The 19,495-nt window shown below is 51.0% G+C and carries 17 protein-coding genes; 12 read left to right on the top strand and 5 right to left on the bottom strand.

Annotated features, from left to right (window positions below; genetic code table 11):
* Nucleotides 1-29 precede the first annotated feature (29 nt).
* Complete coding sequence (locus B7989_RS07050; protein ID WP_073322509.1) at nt 30-383, top strand: hypothetical protein; 354 nt, start codon at nt 30-32, stop codon at nt 381-383.
* Here the strand turns inward: B7989_RS07050 and B7989_RS07045 are convergent, their stop codons facing one another.
* Both B7989_RS07045 and B7989_RS07040 read right to left on the bottom strand, forming a co-directional pair.
* On the bottom strand, nt 384-1,145 hold the full coding sequence (locus B7989_RS07045; RefSeq protein WP_088627834.1) for a thioredoxin-like domain-containing protein: 762 nt from the start codon (nt 1,143-1,145) through the stop codon (nt 384-386).
* A complete protein-coding gene (locus B7989_RS07040) occupies nt 1,146-2,333 on the bottom strand; it encodes a dihydroorotate oxidase (protein ID WP_088627833.1) in 1,188 nt (395 codons plus the stop codon). It abuts the gene before it with no gap.
* A gap of 107 nt (nt 2,334-2,440) precedes the next feature.
* On the opposite strand from B7989_RS07040, the gene B7989_RS07035 reads away from it, so the two are divergent.
* From B7989_RS07035 to B7989_RS07025, 3 genes are read left to right on the top strand one after another with little or no spacing between them, the layout of a single operon-like run.
* Complete coding sequence (locus B7989_RS07035) at nt 2,441-3,826, top strand: M20/M25/M40 family metallo-hydrolase (protein ID WP_088627832.1); 1,386 nt, start codon at nt 2,441-2,443, stop codon at nt 3,824-3,826.
* Nucleotides 3,826-4,527, top strand: a complete 702-nt coding sequence (locus tag B7989_RS07030) for an NAD-dependent deacylase (RefSeq protein ID WP_088627831.1) — start codon at nt 3,826-3,828, stop codon at nt 4,525-4,527. The genes B7989_RS07035 and B7989_RS07030 overlap by 1 nt, the downstream gene beginning before the upstream one ends.
* A 29-nt stretch (nt 4,528-4,556) precedes the next feature.
* Nucleotides 4,557-5,183: a hypothetical protein gene (locus tag B7989_RS07025; RefSeq protein WP_088627830.1), complete on the top strand. Its 627-nt coding sequence runs from the start codon at nt 4,557-4,559 to the stop codon at nt 5,181-5,183.
* 53 nt (nt 5,184-5,236) lie between these two features.
* On the opposite strand, the gene B7989_RS07020 is transcribed toward B7989_RS07025, so the two are convergent.
* The 3 genes from B7989_RS07020 to B7989_RS07010 are packed head-to-tail and all read right to left on the bottom strand — an operon-like array spanning nt 5,237 to nt 9,936.
* Entirely contained in the window at nt 5,237-6,259 is a 1,023-nt protein-coding gene (locus tag B7989_RS07020) for an ABC transporter ATP-binding protein (RefSeq protein WP_233144292.1), read from the bottom strand.
* Nucleotides 6,252-7,331: an ABC transporter permease gene (locus tag B7989_RS07015; protein ID WP_088627828.1), complete on the bottom strand. Its 1,080-nt coding sequence runs from the start codon at nt 7,329-7,331 to the stop codon at nt 6,252-6,254. Before B7989_RS07015 ends, B7989_RS07020 begins: the two co-directional genes overlap by 8 nt.
* Nucleotides 7,332-7,359: 28 nt before the next feature.
* Nucleotides 7,360-9,936, bottom strand: coding sequence for an ATP-binding protein (locus B7989_RS07010; protein ID WP_088627827.1), 2,577 nt, complete (start codon nt 9,934-9,936; stop codon nt 7,360-7,362).
* Between the two features lie 58 nt (nt 9,937-9,994).
* Between B7989_RS07010 and hflX the strand changes: the two genes are divergently transcribed.
* From hflX to B7989_RS06970, 8 genes are all read left to right on the top strand, one after another.
* Nucleotides 9,995-11,164 (top strand): GTPase HflX, encoded by a 1,170-nt coding sequence (gene hflX, locus B7989_RS07005; protein ID WP_088627826.1) that lies wholly within the window; start codon nt 9,995-9,997, stop codon nt 11,162-11,164.
* Nucleotides 11,165-11,258: 94 nt separating this feature from the next.
* Nucleotides 11,259-12,323: an ABC transporter permease gene (locus tag B7989_RS07000; protein WP_088627825.1), complete on the top strand. Its 1,065-nt coding sequence runs from the start codon at nt 11,259-11,261 to the stop codon at nt 12,321-12,323.
* Nucleotides 12,324-12,331: 8 nt separating this feature from the next.
* A complete protein-coding gene (locus tag B7989_RS06995; protein WP_088627824.1) occupies nt 12,332-13,117 on the top strand; it encodes an ABC transporter ATP-binding protein in 786 nt (261 codons plus the stop codon).
* Between the two features lie 12 nt (nt 13,118-13,129).
* Nucleotides 13,130-14,056 (top strand): MlaD family protein, encoded by a 927-nt coding sequence (locus B7989_RS06990; protein WP_088627823.1) that lies wholly within the window; start codon nt 13,130-13,132, stop codon nt 14,054-14,056.
* 3 nt (nt 14,057-14,059) lie between these two features.
* Nucleotides 14,060-14,653 (top strand): ABC-type transport auxiliary lipoprotein family protein, encoded by a 594-nt coding sequence (locus B7989_RS06985; RefSeq protein WP_088627822.1) that lies wholly within the window; start codon nt 14,060-14,062, stop codon nt 14,651-14,653.
* Between the two features lie 121 nt (nt 14,654-14,774).
* Complete coding sequence (locus B7989_RS06980; protein ID WP_088627821.1) at nt 14,775-16,304, top strand: hypothetical protein; 1,530 nt, start codon at nt 14,775-14,777, stop codon at nt 16,302-16,304.
* A gap of 109 nt (nt 16,305-16,413) precedes the next feature.
* A complete protein-coding gene (locus B7989_RS06975; protein WP_088627820.1) occupies nt 16,414-18,960 on the top strand; it encodes a DNA gyrase/topoisomerase IV subunit A in 2,547 nt (848 codons plus the stop codon).
* Between the two features lie 188 nt (nt 18,961-19,148).
* Nucleotides 19,149-19,481, top strand: a complete 333-nt coding sequence (locus B7989_RS06970) for a hypothetical protein (RefSeq protein WP_088627819.1) — start codon at nt 19,149-19,151, stop codon at nt 19,479-19,481.
* The last annotated feature ends 14 nt before the right edge of the window (nt 19,482-19,495 follow it).

Raw genomic sequence — 19,495 nt, 5'->3', positions numbered from 1 at the left:
AACGCATTCAAAAATACTATTTTAAGGGCATGAAGAAAGTTATTCTTATTTCCGCCTCCCTTATTTCCTCGATGTTCCTTTTCGGCTGCGGCGACAACGCCAACTATACCGGTTGCTGGAAAGGCGAAGCAAATATGATTTTTGAAGTCTTGAGTGAAAACAACCAGGACTTCACGATTCGTAACGTGAACGGCGATCTCTCCGCCACCATCCAAGAAGGCAAGCTCTGCGGCAAGAATACACTTGACATGCCTTACTGCATGAGCGTCAAGGGCGACTCCGCTTACTACGAATTTGGCGGCATTACCACGGGTTACGCCCGCATCAGCAAAGAAGAATACGAAGATATCTTCGCTTCTCAGAAAAAAGCGGCTATTGAATAATTAATCCAGAACATCCTTCAGGATTTGTTCAATCATGTATTCGGTCGGAGCGCCGCTCCAGACCCGCTTGATGTAACCGTCTTTATCGAGTAACATCAGTGTCGGAACTGCGTGGATGCCATAGCGCATCCACATTTCTTTTTTAGCGTCACGGTAAAGCGGATACGGCGACGCATGCTGGTGCGCATAGAAATCATTCAGCACGTCCACAGACTCGTCTGCAATTCCAATGACTTCGACACCCTTGTCGCTGTACTTTTTATAGATGTTTGCGAGCACCGGAAGCGTCTTGCGGCAAGGTCCGCACCAGGTGGCCCAGAAGTCGAGCAAGGTGGCCTTCGGTTTTTCCTTGCGCTTTTCGCCATTCTTGTAAAAGTTTTCACCGAACTTGGCAATTTTACTGCCAATGGCGGAACCCGTGAGACTGCTGATGTCATCGGGGCGTTCGGTGAGAGCAACCGTCAGCGTTTTCTTTTTACCCTCGCGCACGATTTCGATTTTGACCTTTTGTCCCGCCTTATGGCCATTGACCGCAGACTGGATCTGCGCCATGCCAGTAAGCGTTTGACCTTCGACGCCAACAATCTGGTCGCCCGCAACCATGCCCGCCGAAAAGCAGCCCGATTCGGGATGCACGCCGATAACGTTCAAGGCGAGGTGATTTTCAAAAGTGGACTTTTTAAAAGTAACGCCGAGCCAGGGAACCGCAAAAGAGATCCCGCTCGCAAGAAGGACAAAAGGAATAATTCTGGAGAATTTCATTTAAACAGCTTTCGTTTGCTTGGGGTTGTGGTCGTCGTAGTCCGAAAGAGTCTTGAACCCCGTTTCAAACAGGGCGGCTTCGAGTTCCTTACGCATGGCATGCGCGGCCATCCAGCGGAAAGCCACCACCGAGTAGCATTCCACCGCATCAACACCAAGCTTGATGAGGTCAAAAATCTTGAACCCGTGGTCAATACCGCCGCAGGCAATCACGCTAATCTGGGGGTAATGCTTACGGATGTAGGTCACGTTCCACATCATGTTTTCGTAGAGCGGTCTACCCGACATGCCGCCACAGTCACCGTCGGCACGAAGCGGAGTCAAGTTTTCGAGCTTGGATTCCACCGGGAGTTCGCTCATCTTTTTGGTCGGGTAAGTATTGCCTACCACCACACCGTTTACGCCCGTACGCACAATCATGTCCATCACGTTCACCAAGTGACGTTCCGACAGGTCGGGGCTAATCTTAGCATACACGGCCTTGCGAATCGCCTGGGCATTGCGGTATTTCATGATTTCGCCGAAAATGCGTTCGGTCAACGACAAATCCATATCTACGCGGGATTCACCAGTATTGGGGCAGCTCAAATTGATTTCGATAAAGTCGCCCGCCTTGTAGGCGATGGCAAAACTTTCGAGCAAGTCCTTCAGCTTTTCTTCGTCATCGGTAAGACCTGGGGTTTCTGCCACGGACACACCCACGCAAAGCCCCACCTTGTGAGCCTTGGTCAACTGTTCGTCGGCACGGCGGGCAATGACTTCGACGCCTTCGTTGTTCAGGCCCATGCTGTTATGAATAGCACGGTCATTTTCCAGAAAACCAATACGCGGGCGGTGCGTGTTGCCTTCACGGAACTTGCGGGTGGCAGTTCCCACGGAAATGCCGCCAAAGCCCATGTTGGCATAGTCGCAAATGCGCTTGGCTGTCTTGTTGGCACCAGCAGCCAAAATAATGGGGCAACCAAGGTACAGGGAATTGCTATGGTCCGGGAAGGTAATGACGCGCTTGAGAGTCTTGCTCAAGTCCGGACGCCCGCCCATGAACGGGATATACGGCGCAAACCTAGCCACATGTTTCAAAGAATCGTGGCGGAATTCGGGATATTTGTGAAAAATGCGGCGAATGAGCGCCAAAACGCGGTCGCCAAAGTTCAGGTAATATTCGTGATTCACGCAGTTGAAAGACATGGGAATTCCTTTTGCCGAAACTTATATCAAAAAAATAGAAAATATCACCCTTGGGCGACCATTTTGGGATTCGTTTTCTATTTTGTTTAAGCGAAAGAGGGCTAAAAATGGAACAGAAAACGATCGATTCTATTGTCTTGGCAATCCATACGAAAATGCCGGAATACATCAAGACCTTAAGCGATCTGGTGAGTATTCCCTCCATCAGTTTTGACAATTTTGACCAGAAATACGTGCTGGAATCCGCAGAAGCCGTGAAGCAACTTTTCTTGGATGCCGGGCTTACCAACGTGCAATTTCTGTTGCCGCCGAGCGGACGCCCCTCGGTCTATGGAGAAAGCTTGACCAGCCCCGACAAGCCAACCGTGCTTTTGTACGCCCACCACGACGTGCAGCCCCCCATGCGCGAAGCTCTCTGGAACACCAAGCCTTTTGAAGCGAGCCACCAGGGCGACCGACTCTATGGCCGCGGCACGGCCGACGACAAAGCGGGCATCGTGACCCACCTGGCCGCCCTCGAGCAAGTGCGCGCCTGGAAAAAGAATGACGGTCCGAACCTCAAGTTTTTGATTGAAGGCGAAGAAGAATCCGGAAGTGCCGGATTTGAAGTCATCTTGAAGAAGAACGCCGAACTTTTAAAGTGCGATGCCGTGATTGTAGCAGACCTCGGAAACTTTGCCAAAGGCACGCCCTCGATTACGACGACGCTCCGCGGCATGAGTGCAGTGAATGTGGAACTCAAGGCGACCAAGGCTCCGCTCCATTCCGGAAGCTGGTCGGGCCCGATTCCTGACCCCGGCCAGGTGCTTTGCCGCATGATTGCAAGCCTTACCGACGGCAAGGGCAATATATTGATTCCGAACTTTGAAGACACCCTGGTGCCCCCGACCGAGGCTGAACTCGCCTCTTACAAGAGCCTCGGCATGACCGAAAAGATTTTCAGAAACGACGGCGGCATTCTGGAAAGCGTGAAGCTCAAAGTCCCTGAAGACGAAATTCTCTTGTCGCTGTGGCGCAGGCCCTCCATTGTGGTGACCGCGATGGAAATCGGCAGCCGCACAAACGCCGGAAACGTTCTGCAGAACAGCGCTTACGCACGCATTGGCATTCGACTCGCTCCCGGCATGGACGCCGATGTGGCGACCCAGCAGTTGGTCGAATTCTTGCAGTCACAAGTGCCTTACGGACTGCAATGCAGCATTATTACCGAAGATGGAGCCAACCCCTTCGTGACCGATACCGCTCACCCGTTCTTCAAGAAAATGAGCGAATCCATGGCCACCGCCTACAACGCCGAAACCAAGTTTATCGGTTGCGGCGCAAGCATTCCAGGTGCAGAACTGTTCCGCAACACATTCGGAGACATTCCTATTTTGCTGACGGGCCTTGAAGACCCCGAATGCAACGCCCACGGCGAAAATGAAAGCCTTTACCTGCCTGACTTTGAACACGGCATTGTCGCCGAAACCCTTTTCTTTGGAGGAATCTGCTAATGAGTTCTACCAAATTTCCAAGACTGGTCGTTTTAACAGGTGCCGGCATCAGTGCGGAATCGGGACTGCGCACCTTCCGCGGCAACGACGGCATGTGGGAACACGAAAACATTGACGACGTGTGCACGCCCGAAGGCTACTACCGCGATAAGAAACGCGTAAAGGATTTCTACAACTTCTTGCGCAAGGGACTCAAGGAACACGAACCCAACGCAGCTCACTTTGCGCTTGCAGAACTCGAAGAACGCTTGGGCGACGACTTTTTGCTTGTGACGCAGAACGTGGACAACCTGCATGAACGCGCCGGTTCCAAGCGTGTGCTGCACATGCACGGAGACTTGATGCGCCTTACCTGCGAAAAGAATCCGAAGCACGAATTCATTTTCGAAGGCGAAGAAACGCTGGATACGCGTTGCCCGTTCTGCGGCGGCATGAGCCGTCCGGACATCGTGTTCTTTGGCGAGCAGCCGCTTTACATGGAAGATATCCAGGACGCCTTAAGGCATTGCAAGGAATTCGTGTATATCGGCACGAGTAGCGTGGTCTACCCCGCCGCCGGTTTCAAGAGTTTTGCCAAGAGCTTTGGCGCCAAGGTGACTTGCCTGAATCTGGAAGTTCCGACAAGCGATCCTTACACCGATGTTTTCGTGGAAGGCAAGGCCACGGACATTGTGCCTAAGTGGTGCAAGGAATTCAAGTAAGTCATAATTAGGCTCAGGGAGAAAATAAAATGAATAAAATAATCTTCAGTTTATTAGGAATTCTATTCATTACAGCCTGTTCCGATGACAGTAGTTCAGATGCAAAAAATCCTGCATCAACAGGGAATGATAATAACGAAGTCACCAGCTGCGATTACACATTCGAATGTGAGTCAGCCATACACGTAAAAAATGGTGTTCTCTACACAGACAACGACAGCATTATCTTTAGCGGACCCTTTCTACATACGGCAACAAAAGATGATTGGAAGTTATCTAGTTTTATGAAAAGGCTTGAAGAAACATATTGGACCTCTTTTACCTTGAAAGACACCCTGCTTACAGAAACTCAAGCCGAAGAGAACCAGCATCATGCTGTTTTTAAATTAAGTGCAGACGATCAAATTACGTTCGCTTCATTTAGCAACCAAGAAAGCATTCTATCCTTTGTAACAGATTCCTATAACGAATGCAAACAAGACCCATATTGTTATCTGATGTACCAAAATCGTTTAGATGGCTCAGCAATTGACTCAACATCAATAAAAAATGATGTTCAAAATTTCACGAAATTACGCTCACTAAATTTAGAAGGCGAATCTACTTGCAAACTGACAAATACAAAATGCAAGAAAGACCGATATGTAACTGACTAATATATTTCTATTTAAACAGATTTTGCGTTAGCAAAATCGAATCCGTGTGACAACTAAAGCATAAAACAATTCGCTTCGTGGTTCAATGAATCCGGAGCTTTTTGTTTTGGCGGAACAACTTCGCTGCGGCATTGTTCGGCGCATTTTTCGCAGCGGTCCGCAAAGCGACAACCCTTCGCAAAATCACGGGGATGCGGCACGGACCCCGGAATCGACTTCATGGTACGCATGTCGCTGTGGTTCTCGGGAATGGCCGCCAGCAAGCCCTGCGTGTACGGGTGCATCGGAGAATCAATCACGTCGCGAACAGCACCCGTTTCTACAATACGGCCCGCATACATCACGGCCACACGGTCTGCATACTGCGATACGATTCCCATATTATGCGTAATCAAGAGCACTGCAGTCCCTGTGCGGTTTGCCATATCCTTGAGCACCGCTAGCACCTGCGCCTGCACCGTGACATCCAAGGCTGTCGTCGGTTCGTCGGCGATAATGAGCTTGGGTTTAGAAAGCAGAGCCATCACAATACACACGCGCTGCAACATGCCGCCCGAAAGTTCATGGGGGTAAGAATCCAGAACGCGGTCTATATCCTTGAAGCCAGCAAGTGTCAGCATTTCGCGAATGGTGGCAAGGCTATCGCCCTTGATGCCACAGAACTTGAAGACTTCGAGCAGTTGCTTCTTGATCGTCACCACCGGATTCAACGCCTGCATGGGTTCCTGGAAAATGCATGCAATTTCGGAACCACGAATCTTTTGCAATTCGGCCAGCGGCAATTTAGCGAGATCCACCAGCGATGCATTTTCGCCGGCGCGATACAGCACCGAACCTTCGACAATTTGTGCACTCGGTTGCGGCAGCAAGCGCAAAATACTCATGGCCGTCACGCTCTTTCCGCAGCCGGACTCGCCCACCAGCGCAAAGAATTCCCCCTGATTGATTTCGAACGAGACCTTGTCCGTTACCTGCAGCGGAGTAATTCCTTCGCGGGGCTTGCCGTTCTTGTCAAATCCGAAAGCGACCGAGAGATTCTGAACCTGCAAAACCGGGCTACCAATTGCGTCAGACATATCGATCTCCCGACTTCGGATCCATTGCATCTCGCACGCCTTCGCCTACAAACGTAGTCAAAAGGAGCGTAACGAACAAAGCGGCCACCGTGCTGACAGAAATCCACGGCGCATAAAGGTTATTCAGGCCCTGGCTCATGAGTTCGCCCCAACTAGGTGTAGGCGGTTGCAGGCCAAAGCCCAAAAAGTCTAGCGATGTCAAGCTTCCGATTCCGCCAATCAGCGTGAACGGGAATAGCGTGACCACAGGCGTCATGGCATTCGGCAGAATCTCTTTGAAGAAAATATGGCGGTGGCCCATGCCCAGGACCTTGGCCGACTGCACATAAGTCATGCCTCGCAGTTTCAAGAATTCCGCACGCATGTAATAGCTGAGCGAAATCCAGTTGAACGCGGCCATAATCAAAATCAAAAGCCAGAAACTGCGGCCGTAAATGCTACCGATCAGAATCACCACGTAAAGCATCGGGAGCGACGACCAAATTTCAATGAAACGCTGCATGCCCGTATCCCAGAACTTGCCGAGATAGCCTTGAATACCGCCAATCACAATGCCCAAGAAAGTTCCCAGCACCGTCAAGAGCAAACTGAAGCTAATGCAAATGCGGAATCCATGAATCAAGCGGGCCAACACGTCGCGGCCATTGCTGTCGGTTCCGAGCCAATGCCTCGCACTCGGCGCAAACGGAGGCGTTCCGTCTTCGCTCAAGTCCGCCTTCAAGGGGTCATGGGCAATCGGAGGCATAATCGCCCAAATTTCGGGGCAGCCACCAGCACGCGTAAAGCCTTCAGCCGCATCTTCTTCACATTCGCGCACCGCCGCAAACAGCTTGCTGTAATCGGCCTCGGTCTGGTATTCTCCGCCAAAGTCCGCTTCACTATAGCGGACAAATGCCGGAAAATAAGTCTTTCCCTGGTAGCGCATCAGGAGCGGTTCGTCATTAACGGTCCAGGGGCTCGTGAGCGACAACAGGTACGCCACCACAAGCACGATCAACGACCAAAACGCACGCTTATTTTTACGAAAGCGTTTCAGTCGATTCAAGGTTTCTTGTGTCAGGCGAAATTTCATGCAACAAATTTATTAAAAGGCTTATCCACTACTTCAATAACCGCATAATCAACGCGAACAATTCCGCAAAATCAATCGGTTTTGTCACGTGTCCATTTACGCCGGCATCAAAAGCGGCCCTTTTTTCTTCTTCAAAGGCGCTTGCCGACAAGGCGATAATTGGCAATTTCGACTTGCGGCGATCTTCCATCTTACGGATTCGCGCCGTCGTTTCAAGGCCGTCGCCCTTAGGCATTTTCACATCCATCAGCACGACGTCGAACGAACCGGCCGGAGACATATCAATTTTTCGATAGCAATCGTTGCCGGTATTGACGCTAACGACATCGGCATTGGCAGTTTCAAGCATGCTCGAAACAATTTCAATCGTTTGCGGATCGTCATCGGCCACGAGAACTCGTTTTCCGGCAAGGGATTTCTTAAACGGCGATTCCTCGACAGAAACTTCTTCGACCTGGTCCTCGGCAATCTGGTGCGGAGTGACCACCACTACGCGGGTTCCCTCGCCCACTCGGCTTGTAATCTTTACCGTTCCGCGCATCAAGTCAACCAGTTTCTTCACGATACTCAGTCCAAGGCCAGTGCCATCGATTCCGCGGGTAAGCGCCGTCTGTTCGCGTTCAAAAAGTTCAAACACCTTCGGCAGGAATTCTTCCGAAATGCCCACGCCCGTATCTTCGACAATCATTTCGATGTAGCACATTCCCGGAGTTTCGTGCGGCAAGTCGCGTAGCGAAATACGGACAAGTCCTCCCGCGCGAGTGTACTTGATGGCGTTGCTCACGATATTCAAGAGAATCTGGTGGAACTTGACCTTATCCACATACACGCAGCGGGACTTGATATTGCGAGAAACCTGCAGCATGACACTCTTTTGCCTAGCAGTCTGTTCAAAAGTCATTATCAGGTCTTCGCTTAGCGTAGCGGTCAATACCGGGTGTTCTTCAAGTTTTTCGTAGCCCGATTCGATTGTCGTAAGGTTCAAGACCGAATTGATCATATCGAGCAAAAGCGAGCCCGCCGACTGAATGCCCCTCATATAGTAATTCAGCATCGAGGCTTGAGATTCGGGCAGATTCAGATTCAACAAATACTTTTGAGTGAGAACCCCGTAGCCAAGAATCGCATTCATCGGAGTTCGAATATCATGGCTAATATTGAACAGGAAGTTCGATTTAGCCTTATCTGCACGCTGCGCACGGTCAAGCGCCTTCACAAGCGCCACACGCTGTTCGTTCAGTTCCTTGCGTTTTTCAAGTTCCGCATTCATGGATTCATCGACAAGCTTGATGCCCATGACAAATTCAGGGCGATCCTTGGAAGGCTTGACATAATGGACCTGCATGTAATGGATAACTCCGCCTCTGGAAATGCGGTAAATGAATTCAAAGCGGTTATGCTTCAGGAATTCGCGATTCAGGCGTTCCAAGTTGATAACGCGATCAAAAAGCGGACGATCTTCGAGCAGCACCATGCGGTTCACATACAGCGACATCAGCTGATCGTAATGCGGAGACTTGTCAAAGGCGTCTTGCATGTAGCGCGACACATTCTCGTCAATGCAATAGCTTTCGCTCTGACCGGTCATGGAATCAATAACGAAGGCGCTACCATAAGAATCCGTAAGGGCATTGATGACGTTCAGGTGTTTGCCTTCCAATTCGCTACGCAGGCGACGGTTGGTTCGGTAAACCGAATGGATATAGATGATAAAGAAGAGCAGTACAAAGAAGAGGGCAAAGAATGACTTTAGAACGATTACCTTGGTTACACCCGTCAGCACATGGTACGGCACCATTTGTACCACGAACCACCCCAGTTCGTTTGCCGGCATAACGCATGCAATCGATGTGCCGTATTCCGTTGTAAACCTAAATGCTTTCGGTTCCTTCATAACGGCATTCTTCTTGAACATGTCGAAGATGTCCGCCGGGAAGAAATCCTGGGCCCGCATTTCAAAAGATTTTCCGTAATCGTTTTCGACAATGTTTGACGTGATGATATTCAATTCACCATCGCATACAAGCACCACCGTAGATTCCCCATTCAACGTATTCTTGAGCAAGGGCAAAAGGTCCTTTTTGCCACCCAAGATTCCAGAAATCACGCCAATCACGGAATGATCGTAATAGAGAGGGGTAAATACGTTGATTTTAGATTCACTGAAAGTTTTGGCCTTGTAATCGATCCAAACGCCAGACCTGCCCATGATTCCTTGACGGAAAAAATCACTTTCAGAAACATCAACCGGTTCTTCGTCATAAGAAAGCTTCAGGCCGTCTTTACGAATATATTCAATCCTTGAAAAGGGAACCTCGTCCATCATCGACAGGAATACCGATTCCGGGCGGCGAAGTTCCGGGCCATCCATTTTCGTGGACACGGAATAAGACACCAGTTTGATGCTACTTTTTGCGTATTTCAACTTTTCGGTCAATTCCGAAGACATTCGCTGCGTATCTTGCACAATCGATTCTTCGACTTGCTTAAAATAGGTTTCGCGAGCGATCAAGGCGTAAACAACAACAAGAATAACTACCGCCACCGCAACCACGATAATGGCCGGGCTTAAAGGCATCCAACGTTTTATCTTAAACTTTTTCATAGCAAATCAAATTGTATAAGGCAATTATAACAAAAGTTTTTTCTAATATGTAGCTCGTATGAAGGATTTGACCATCGAACACAAGCCACAAAAGGAACGCTGCATTCTTGTCGGGATTTCAACACCCAAAGTGCGTCCATGGCTTGCCACCGAACAGCTTGCTGAACTGGGAAGACTTGCAGAAACCGCAGGCGCCGAAGTCGTGCAGAGTTTTTTACAGCGCGTACAGAATTTCAGTCCGGCAACACTCATTGGCGAAGGCAAGGTGAGCGAAGTCAAGCGCGCCCTCGAAGAACAGGACGCCAAGATGGTCGTTTTTGATGACGATCTTTCGGGTTCGCAGGTCCGCAACTTGGAGCAGAGACTCCCTGGAATCAAGGTTCTCGACAGAACCGGCCTTATTCTCGACATTTTTGCAAAGCATGCCATTACCGCCGAAAGCCGCTTGATGGTTGAAGTGGCGCAGTTGCAGTACATGATGCCGCGCCTTACCGGTGCATGGACTCACCTTTGCCGCCAGCACAACGGCGGTATCGGAACCAAGGGCCCGGGTGAAACCCAGCTTGAAACCGACCGACGCATGATCCGCAAGCGAATCCAGGAACTCAAAAAGAAACTGGAAAAGATAGAAGACGCCCGTGAAAGCCAAGCCGAAAACCGAAACGACATCTTTCATATCGGTATTGTCGGTTACACGAATGCCGGCAAGTCTACACTTACCAACCGCTTGACAGGCGCCGACGTTTACGTAGAAGACAAACTGTTCGCCACCCTCGACAGTACCACGCGAAAGCTCTACCTGGACGGCGAAAACATTATTCTATCCGACACCGTAGGCTTTATCCGTAAACTTCCGCACAACTTAATTGAAACCTTCAAGAGTACACTCGGCGTCGCCTCACACGCGGACTGCATTTTGGAAGTCGTCGATGGCTCCGCCCCCGACTACCGCGAGCATCTTGAAGTCACGCACCGAACGCTCGAAGGCATCATCAGTCCCGAAACACCGAGAATTCGCGTTTTCAACAAGGCTGAAATTTGTGACGAGGCGCGCCGTACGGAACTCCGCGAAAACTACCCCGAAGCAATCCAGGTGAGCGCCCGCGAAAACATCGGCATGGAACGCCTCAAGGAAACCTTCAAGGAGCAGCTTGCCGAATGGCATAAAAAACGCGAAGTTCACGAGCAAAAAGTGAAGGAACGCGCCGAAGCTCCCTGGAAAGATTAGATTGTATTGCGAATCATCTTCTTTATAAGGCTTTTTGTCGTAAAAAAGCAAAAAAAGTAACACAATTTTTACTGATTTTCTAGATTTGGCCTTAATGGAAGGAAGAACGATCACACTCCCCACCACCCTTACGGCCGCAAACAGCAAGGAATTGTTGCGGGAGTGCAGGCGTACGCTCTACAAGGAGCCGCTTTGCCTCGACGGTTCTACCCTCACGCGCATGGATTACAGCGGAGATGCCTTCTTTGCGCTCCTCGCCGACTTAAGCGAAAAAACCGGCAACAAGCTCACGCTCGCCCACTTTAGCGAAGAAATCAAGGCGCAGCTCAGGGCTCTCAAAAAAGAGAAAATTCCTGAAAAAGTCAAGCACGGCTACAACAACATCCTCGAAGCCATCGGCGCAAAGACCATCGTCGTCGCCAAAGAAGTCGCCGAGGTGTTCATCCTCTTGAACATGAGCATTTACTGGATGATTTGCGGTCCCTTCGACAAGGGCCGCAGCAAGTTCGGCGGCACCGCCAAGCAGGTCTTTATGCTCGGCACCGAAGCCACGGGCATATGTTTCCTGATGGTGGCCCTCATCTGCTTTACCATGGCGCTCCAGAGTTCATTCATGCTCAAAGCCGTGGGCGGCGGCTCTTACCTCGCCTCAGGGCTTGGCTACCTGATTTTTGCCGAAATCAGCCCGCTTTTAACGACCATTATCTTGGCAGGGCGTTCCGGCAGTTCCATCGCGGCCGAAATTGCGAACATGTCCGTCTGCGAAGAAATCAAGGCCATCAAGACCATGGCCATTTCGCCGGTGCAGTACCTAGTGGTCCCCCGCTTTATCGCCATGACCATCTGTACCCCGATTCTTGCCTTCTGTGCGGGCATCGCGGGCTGCCTCGCCGGTTTCTTGATCGGATACTTTTTCTTTGATATTTCTTTTGCGAACTATTTCCAGTCCATCCGCGACGGGATTCCGCCGATTCTTTTCTTGAAGAGCACGGTCAAATCCATCGCATTCGGTTGGCTGGTCACGCTGATTTCTTGCAACAAGGGCCTCAATGCCGAAGGAGGCGCCGAAGCCGTAGGCCTTGCAACGACATCGAGCGTCGTGGTTTCGATTTCTGCCATTATTGTCGCGGACTGCGCGTTCAGTTTCATATTCTACTAGAGGTAAACATGGAAGACATTACACTCAAAGTAGATCACCTGAAGGCCGGTTACGACGGAAAGACCATATTGAACGACATTTCGTTCGATGTCAAGAAGGGCGAAATCCGCATGATTCTCGGCAGCTCGGGATGCGGCAAGTCGACGCTGATGAACAACATCCTCAAGCTCTACAAGTCCGAAAGCGGAACGATTACCTTTTTTGGAAAGCAGTTTGGCGCCAAGGAAGGCCTCGATTTCGAGACCCGCCTCCGTACGGGGGTACTATTCCAGAATGGCGCACTTCTGTCGGACTTGACCGTGGCCGAAAACGCCATGCTTCCGCTCATCCGCAGCATGCCTTACATGCCCAAGAAGCAAATGGAAGCGATTGTGGCCGACCGACTCGAAAAAGTCCACCTGCTGCACGCCTTCCACAAGTACCCCTCCGAACTTTCGGGCGGCATGAAACGCCGCGCGGCCCTCGCCCGCGCCATCGCCCTGAAGCCGGAACTGCTCTTTTGCGACGAACCCTCGACTGGCCTTGACCCGGTGACAGCCCGCTCGCTCGACGAACTTTTGCTTGAACTTCGCGATACGCTCGGGGTTTCGATGGTGATCGTGAGCCACGAACTCGAAAGCATCAAGATTGTCTGCGACCGCTTTATTTACCTGAAAGACGGCTACGTGCTCATGGATGGCACCTTGCAGCAAGGGCTTGAAAGCGAAGACCCGATACTCAAGCATTTCTTCAATAGGCAATGCCCCAAGGAAGAAGACAACAATGAATATTATCATTTTAACTTTATCGATTGATTTGGAGTAACTATGGAAACCACACGCTCCGAACGAATCAAGATTGGCGCCTTCATGCTCCTTTGCGGAGTCATGATTTGCGTATTCCTAGGCTATGTGCTTTCGCGCTTTTTGAACAAGGAATTCGACAACTATTATACCGTATTCAGCGAATCTGTTATCGGCCTGTACACAGACGCCCAGGTCAAGCTGAACGGTATCGATGTCGGTAACGTCACCGGAATTGAAATCGATTCTTCGAACCTGAACCAAGTGGTCGTCCGTTTCCGCGTGAACAAGGGCACGCCGATCAAGCTTGGCACCCGCGCCGGCATGACACACGGCATTTCACTCACCGGCGAAAAGCAGATTGTTCTTTCGGGCGGACGCTTCGACGAGCCCGATGTACAGGAAGGCGGCTTCGTTCCGGCAGAAAAAACGGCCTTCGATGAAATGGCAAACAAGGCCACAGACATCGTCGGCCATATCGATTCCCTTTTGACCAACATCAACAAGATTTTCTCGTCCGAAAACGCCGACAACATCAGCAGCGCCATCAAGAATTTCGAAGGGGCCTCCAGGAACCTGAACAACATGACCCAGAACCTGAACAAGCCCATCAACAATATTTCGAATGCCGCGGTCTCCATGAGAAACGTTCTCGCCGAAATCGAAGAAGCGAAGATTGCGGCAAAGACCAGCGAAAACATGGACTTGGTCAAGGAAAAGATTGCAGCGATCGATACCAAGAGCATGAACGAAAACATCACCCAGACTCTGGAATCGATCAACCAGCTTTCCAAGCGCCTCGACCAGATGGTCTACAAGAATCAAGATCAAGTCGGCGATGCGGTCGTAGAACTCAACGCCGTGCTTGAAAACCTCGAAGAATTCTCGCAGAAGATCAAGAATAACCCGTCGGCGCTCATCCATGCCGAAAACAAGTCTAGAAGGAAGTGATAAATGTTCAAGAAATTAATTCTCTTATCGGCAATCGCACTTTCTTTAACCGCCTGCCTGGGCGGAGGTTCCAGCGAACCCACGCGCTATTACACTGTTGCCGTCGAAAACATCAGCATGCCCTCGGCGGGAGCATTCGCCGACAAGCGCCTGCAGGTACGCAAGTTCTCCATTGAACCGGCCTACCAGCGCACAAACATCGTTTACCGCGAATCCGCCTACGACTTCATGTTCTACGACCTGGACTTGTGGGCAAGCCGCCCGGAACACATGCTCGCCCAGGTCGCAAGCGAATACATCACCAAGAGCGGGCTTTTCAAGAGTGTTGAAACCAAGCCCACCGGCAAGCCCGATTTTGAGTTCATGGGAAACATTATCGCCATCGAAGAAGTGGACGAAGGTTCTTCGCAGTACGCACGTCTCGCCGTACAACTCACCTTCCGCAAAACCGAAAGCGACCAGGCCATCTGGGAAAAGAGCTTTGACGAGAAGCTAAGCATGGACAACCGCGAACCGAGAACGACTGCCGAAACCATTTCCAAGCTCTTCGGCAAGTACATGGAAGAAGCCCTCAACGAAATTTCGTCCCAGAACTAGTAATAAAATAGCGGAATATCTAGAAAAGTGCCCTCAAAAGGCACTTTTTTTCGTTCGTTTTGTCAAAAACCGTTTACATTGTTAAATTTCGTAAAGATTAACATTCATAAAGGAGCTCCTAATGAAATCCATGAAACTTTCTGCAATCGTGCTCGGCCTCGCCGCCGCAAGCGCCTTTGCACAAGCCGCCCCGGCCGCAGCCCCTGCAGCCCAGCCTGCCGCCACCCCGACCGCTCAGCCGGCCGCCGCTCCTGCAGCACAACCCGCTGCCGAAGCCCCGAAGGCTGAAACAGCCCAGCCCGCTACTCAACAAGCCGCAGCTCCGGCTGCCGACACCGCAGCAGTAGCCCCGAAGGCCGAAGAAGCCAAGGTTGCTGAAGAACCGAAAAAGGATGAAGCCGCCAAGGCAGAAGAACCTAAAATTGAAGAAAAGAAAGAAGAAGTTGCCAAGGCTGAAGAGCCCAAAGCCGAAGAAAAGAAAGAAGATGCTAAGGAAGGCGCCTCTTTCGTAGAACGTCTGAACATCACCAAGGCTGACCCCGCCCCCGAAGGCAAGAAGGCCATGGAATTCAAGGTTTCCGGCCAGGCAGAATTTGACACCTACGTCAACTGGCGAAATGACAACGAACGAGACTTCTATCATGATTTCTGGTCTACCGTCGACGTCGATTTCCAGGTAAAGTTTAACGACAAGTGGTCCGCTCAGGTTGAAATCGAAGCCGATGGCGAAGGGACCTCGCCGGCAGTTCACTATAACGGTGCATTCGTTCAATACCAGAAGAACGAAAACTTCGCCATCAAGTTTGGCGACATGACCTATTCCGAAGGCGCATTCGACTACTACGACTATAACGATCCTGCTGACTACGCCGTCGGAATGAAGGAACACGATGTCCGTGGCATCGAACTCGATCTCTACGGTCTGCAGCTCGCCTTTGGCCTTACCAGAAGCGGCGCTGACTACACCTGCAGCAACCAGTACTACGATGCAAACGGCAACCCGATTCCAGCAGATAAGACCTGCAAGAGCTACGACGTGCACGCCGCGTACCAGTTTGACTTGGCCGGCCAGGTACTCCGCCCGTTCGTTCATTACCAGAACTGGCAGATTGAAGACGAAAGCGAATTCCACGCCGGTTTGGATGCCGCCCTCGAATTCGGTCCGTTCGCCATCCACGCCGTCTACGGTTTGCACAAAGACAACATCACCAAGTCCAATCCGAAATTCACTCACGCCTTCTTGGCAGAACCCACCTTCAAGGTTGCCAACGTAACTGTCAAGGGTGGATTCTTCTACGCCCTGCTGGATGACAATCTGGAAAAGGCAACGATCCACGACATCGAACTTCCGGAATATATGTTTGCCTACGGCGAAGGCATCATCAAGTTCAACGACGCGTTCGCCCTCGGCGCTGTTGGCGAACTGCACACGAACTCTCTTGACGACGACACCGACCTCGGTACTTTGAACTTCGGTCTGCGTTCTTACTTCACTCCGGTAGACGGTCTCGATGTTACCGGTTTCCTCATGGCGATTCTCCCCATGGGTGACGACTGGGAAAGGGACGGCCACGAAGCAGCCGTTTCTACAATTGACTACGGCGAAGATCTGAACCTCAAGTTCGGTGTCGAAGCCGTGTTCAGCTTCTAACCGAGCATTTTTGCCCCTTTGTGCAGTAGTGTCAATTTTTTGACACTACTTTTTTTTTATATTGTGTCCGTACGTTGAAATTTAAGCCTTAAAACGCAATTTTTTGAATATGAGCGAAGAAATTAAAGATTCGACCCTTGGACTTTCGAACGTTAACCACCTTGAAAAACTCTACGACGGGTGGTTCCTGGACTACGCCAGCTACGTGATTTTGGACCGCGCCGTTCCGTACTACGAAGACGGACTTAAGCCGGTGCAGCGCCGCATTTTGCACTCCCTTTTCGAAAACCACGACGGCCGCTACCAGAAGGTGGCCACCATCGTCGGTCGAACCATGGCCTACCACCCGCACGGCGACGCCTCCATCGGCGATGCTCTCGTGGGCCTCGGCCAGAAGAATTTGCTGATTGACACCCAGGGTAACTGGGGTAACCCCTTCACCGGCGACCGTGCTGCAGCCCCCCGTTATATCGAAGGCCGCCTCACGCCGTTCGCAGTCGATGTGGTATTCAACCCCGAAACCACCGAATGGATTCCGAGCTACGATGGTCGTAGCCAGGAACCGGTGACACTCCCGGTCAAGTTCCCGCTCTTGCTCGCCCAGGGCGTAGACGGTATCGCCGTGGGTCTTTCGACCTCAATCCTCCCCCACAACTTCAGGGAACTCTGCGAAGCAAGCATCGCCATCCTCAAGGGCAAGAAGTTTACGCTGTACCCGGATTTCTTTACCGGCGGCATCATCGACGTGAGCGACTACAACGATGGCCAGCGCGGCGGCAAGGTCCGCGTGCGCGCCAAGATTGAAAAGGTCGACAACAAGACCCTCGCCATCCGCGAAATCCCGTACGGCACCACCACCGTAAGCCTGATCGAAAGCATCGTGAAGGCAAACGACAAGGGTAAAATCAAGATCAAGCACGTCGACGACAACACGAGTAAAGAAGTCGAAATTCTCGTGCACCTGCAGCCGGGCACCGACCCGCAAGTCGCCATCGACGCCCTCTACACCTTTACCGACTGCGAAAAGTCCATTTCTCCCTGCACCTGCGTCATTGTCGACAAGCACCCGAAATTCCTCGGCGTCTCCGACATTCTGCGCATGAACACGGAGCACACGGTCAAGCTCCTGGAATGGGAACTGGCCAACGAACTTAAGCACCTCGAAGACAAGTGGCACATGACCACCCTCGAAAAGATCTTCATCGAAAAAGAAGTCTACGAGGTCATCAAGAAGGCGAAGGACCGCGAACAGATTATCAACTTCGTGCGCGAAGGCCTTATGCCGTACGTGAAGCGCCTGCACCGCAAGGACATCACCGACGAAGAAATCGGCAAGCTCATCGAAATTCCGATCCGCCGCATAAGCCATTACGACCGCGAAAAGGCCGACCAGCTTTTGAAGGAACTGGAAGAAAGTATCGCGACCTGCAAGTACAACCAGGAACACATCACCGACTACACCATCGAGCACTTCAAGAACATCTTGAAGAAGTATGGCGAAGGCAAGGAACGCCGCACGCAGATTGCGGAGTTCGGCAAGGTCGAAGCCGTGCACGTGGCTCTTGCCAACCAGAAGCTCTACGTGAACCGCAAGGAAGGCTTTGTGGGCACCGGTATGAAGAAGGAAGAATACCTCTTCGACGTGTCCGAATACGACGACTTGATCGTGTTCAAGGCCGACGGCAGCTTCAAGGTCGTCAAGGTTAGCGACAAGGATTTTGTGGGCAAGAACATCTTGCTCGTCGAAAAATTCAAGAAGGACGACGACCGCCACATTTACAACGTGATTCACCAGGACGGCAAGGACGGCGCTTACTATATCAAGCGATTCAACGTGGGTGGCGTTACCCGCGACAAGGATTACTTTATGGGTAAGGGCAAGCCCGGCAGCAAGATTCTGTATATGTCGAGCAACCTGAACGGCGAAGCCGAAGTCGTAGAAGTCACGCTGAAGCCGCGGCCGCGCACCAAGCTCAACTTCGAAGTGGATTTCAGCTCTATCGACGTGAAGGGCCGTGGCGCCATGGGTAACATTGTGACCAAGTACCCGGTCAAGAGCATCAAGCGCGTCCGTAAGGGCGTGAGCACCTTGGGCGCCCGCGTACTCTACTTTGACGCCCTCGCCGGCATCATCAGCACCCAAAAGAAGGGTGACCGCATCGGCGAATTCGGCGAAAAGGACAAAATTCTCATTGTCAAGGAAAACGGCACCGCCCGCGTCCACGACATGGCCGACCCGATTCTCGTGGGTACTGGCATCAAGTACGTCCACAAGTTCGATCCGGAACAGGTCTTTACGATTCTCTACTTCGAAGGCGGCAACTTCAACTACATGGTCAAGCGTTTCAATTTGGAAGGCTGCCCCATGACGACGGAATTCAGCCTCGTGTCTGACCACAAGGACACGCAGATGATTGAATTCTTCGCCACCGAAGACGCCCGCGAGCTCATGGAATACCAGGTAGGCCGAGAAGTCCAGAAGGAAGAACTCGACTTGACCGAAGTCGCCGAAGTCAAGGGTTACAAGGCTTTGGGCAGCAAGTTTACCGCCAAGAAGGTGAAGCGCGCTACCCGAATCACTCCGCCCGACAGTTTCGACGACGGTTCCAGTGAAGACGAAGGCTCCGACGAATCCGACCCGGAACTGTTTGATTAAGCCCGATGTCATCCCGGCCTTGCCAATAGCCACTTGCAGCTTTGCTGCTTAGTGGATATGGTCCTCGGAACGGGGACGCCGGGATCTCCTTTTTAATCCCTAAAAAGAAAAATAAATTGTCACACGAATGGTACTAAAGTACTAAATGCCTAACGGCATTTCTTTTTTCATTAGTTTATATTTATAGCATGACCGATAAGATGAAAGGTAGGCTATATACATGGTTAGTCTTTACAGGGTTTTACCTTGTACTCGCGCTATTTCTTTTTCTTATAAGTGACGATTATTTTGCGTTCATTCTATTTATCATTATGACCGCAATCTCCGCAATAACTAGCTTAGTTTTCGGATTCATCCCCGGTAGGGGCAATTCATTTTATATAGATGAATATTTTAACGATGAACCTGTAGATACACGTGACGCATCAGATATCTTTGACGAAGCTCTAGGTCTAAAGAAGCCCGAAGAACGCGAAAAAACGTTCGACGAGCTTATCGCCAAGAAGCCTAATAAGCAATAAATTGCTTCCCCTAT

Source organism: Fibrobacter sp. UWB5, from assembly GCF_002210295.1.
Taxonomy (GTDB): Bacteria; Fibrobacterota; Fibrobacteria; order Fibrobacterales; family Fibrobacteraceae; genus Fibrobacter.
The sequence above is the reverse complement of the archived record's forward strand: the minus strand, read 5'-3'. Positions and strand labels throughout refer to the sequence as shown.

Coding starts and splice junctions, on each gene's coding strand:
- hflX (WP_088627826.1), top strand. CDS start 9,995: ATGAAGGATTTGACCATCGAACACAAGCCACAAAAGGAACGCTGCATT.
- B7989_RS06970 (WP_088627819.1), top strand. CDS start 19,149: ATGACCGATAAGATGAAAGGTAGGCTATATACATGGTTAGTCTTTACA.
- B7989_RS06990 (WP_088627823.1), top strand. CDS start 13,130: ATGGAAACCACACGCTCCGAACGAATCAAGATTGGCGCCTTCATGCTC.
- B7989_RS07000 (WP_088627825.1), top strand. CDS start 11,259: ATGGAAGGAAGAACGATCACACTCCCCACCACCCTTACGGCCGCAAAC.
- B7989_RS07045 (WP_088627834.1), bottom strand. CDS start 1,145: ATGAAATTCTCCAGAATTATTCCTTTTGTCCTTCTTGCGAGCGGGATC.
- B7989_RS06980 (WP_088627821.1), top strand. CDS start 14,775: ATGAAATCCATGAAACTTTCTGCAATCGTGCTCGGCCTCGCCGCCGCA.
- B7989_RS06995 (WP_088627824.1), top strand. CDS start 12,332: ATGGAAGACATTACACTCAAAGTAGATCACCTGAAGGCCGGTTACGAC.
- B7989_RS07030 (WP_088627831.1), top strand. CDS start 3,826: ATGAGTTCTACCAAATTTCCAAGACTGGTCGTTTTAACAGGTGCCGGC.
- B7989_RS06975 (WP_088627820.1), top strand. CDS start 16,414: ATGAGCGAAGAAATTAAAGATTCGACCCTTGGACTTTCGAACGTTAAC.
- B7989_RS07015 (WP_088627828.1), bottom strand. CDS start 7,331: ATGAAATTTCGCCTGACACAAGAAACCTTGAATCGACTGAAACGCTTT.
- B7989_RS07035 (WP_088627832.1), top strand. CDS start 2,441: ATGGAACAGAAAACGATCGATTCTATTGTCTTGGCAATCCATACGAAA.
- B7989_RS07010 (WP_088627827.1), bottom strand. CDS start 9,936: ATGAAAAAGTTTAAGATAAAACGTTGGATGCCTTTAAGCCCGGCCATT.
- B7989_RS07025 (WP_088627830.1), top strand. CDS start 4,557: ATGAATAAAATAATCTTCAGTTTATTAGGAATTCTATTCATTACAGCC.
- B7989_RS07040 (WP_088627833.1), bottom strand. CDS start 2,333: ATGTCTTTCAACTGCGTGAATCACGAATATTACCTGAACTTTGGCGAC.
- B7989_RS06985 (WP_088627822.1), top strand. CDS start 14,060: ATGTTCAAGAAATTAATTCTCTTATCGGCAATCGCACTTTCTTTAACC.
- B7989_RS07050 (WP_073322509.1), top strand. CDS start 30: ATGAAGAAAGTTATTCTTATTTCCGCCTCCCTTATTTCCTCGATGTTC.
- B7989_RS07020 (WP_233144292.1), bottom strand. CDS start 6,259: ATGTCTGACGCAATTGGTAGCCCGGTTTTGCAGGTTCAGAATCTCTCG.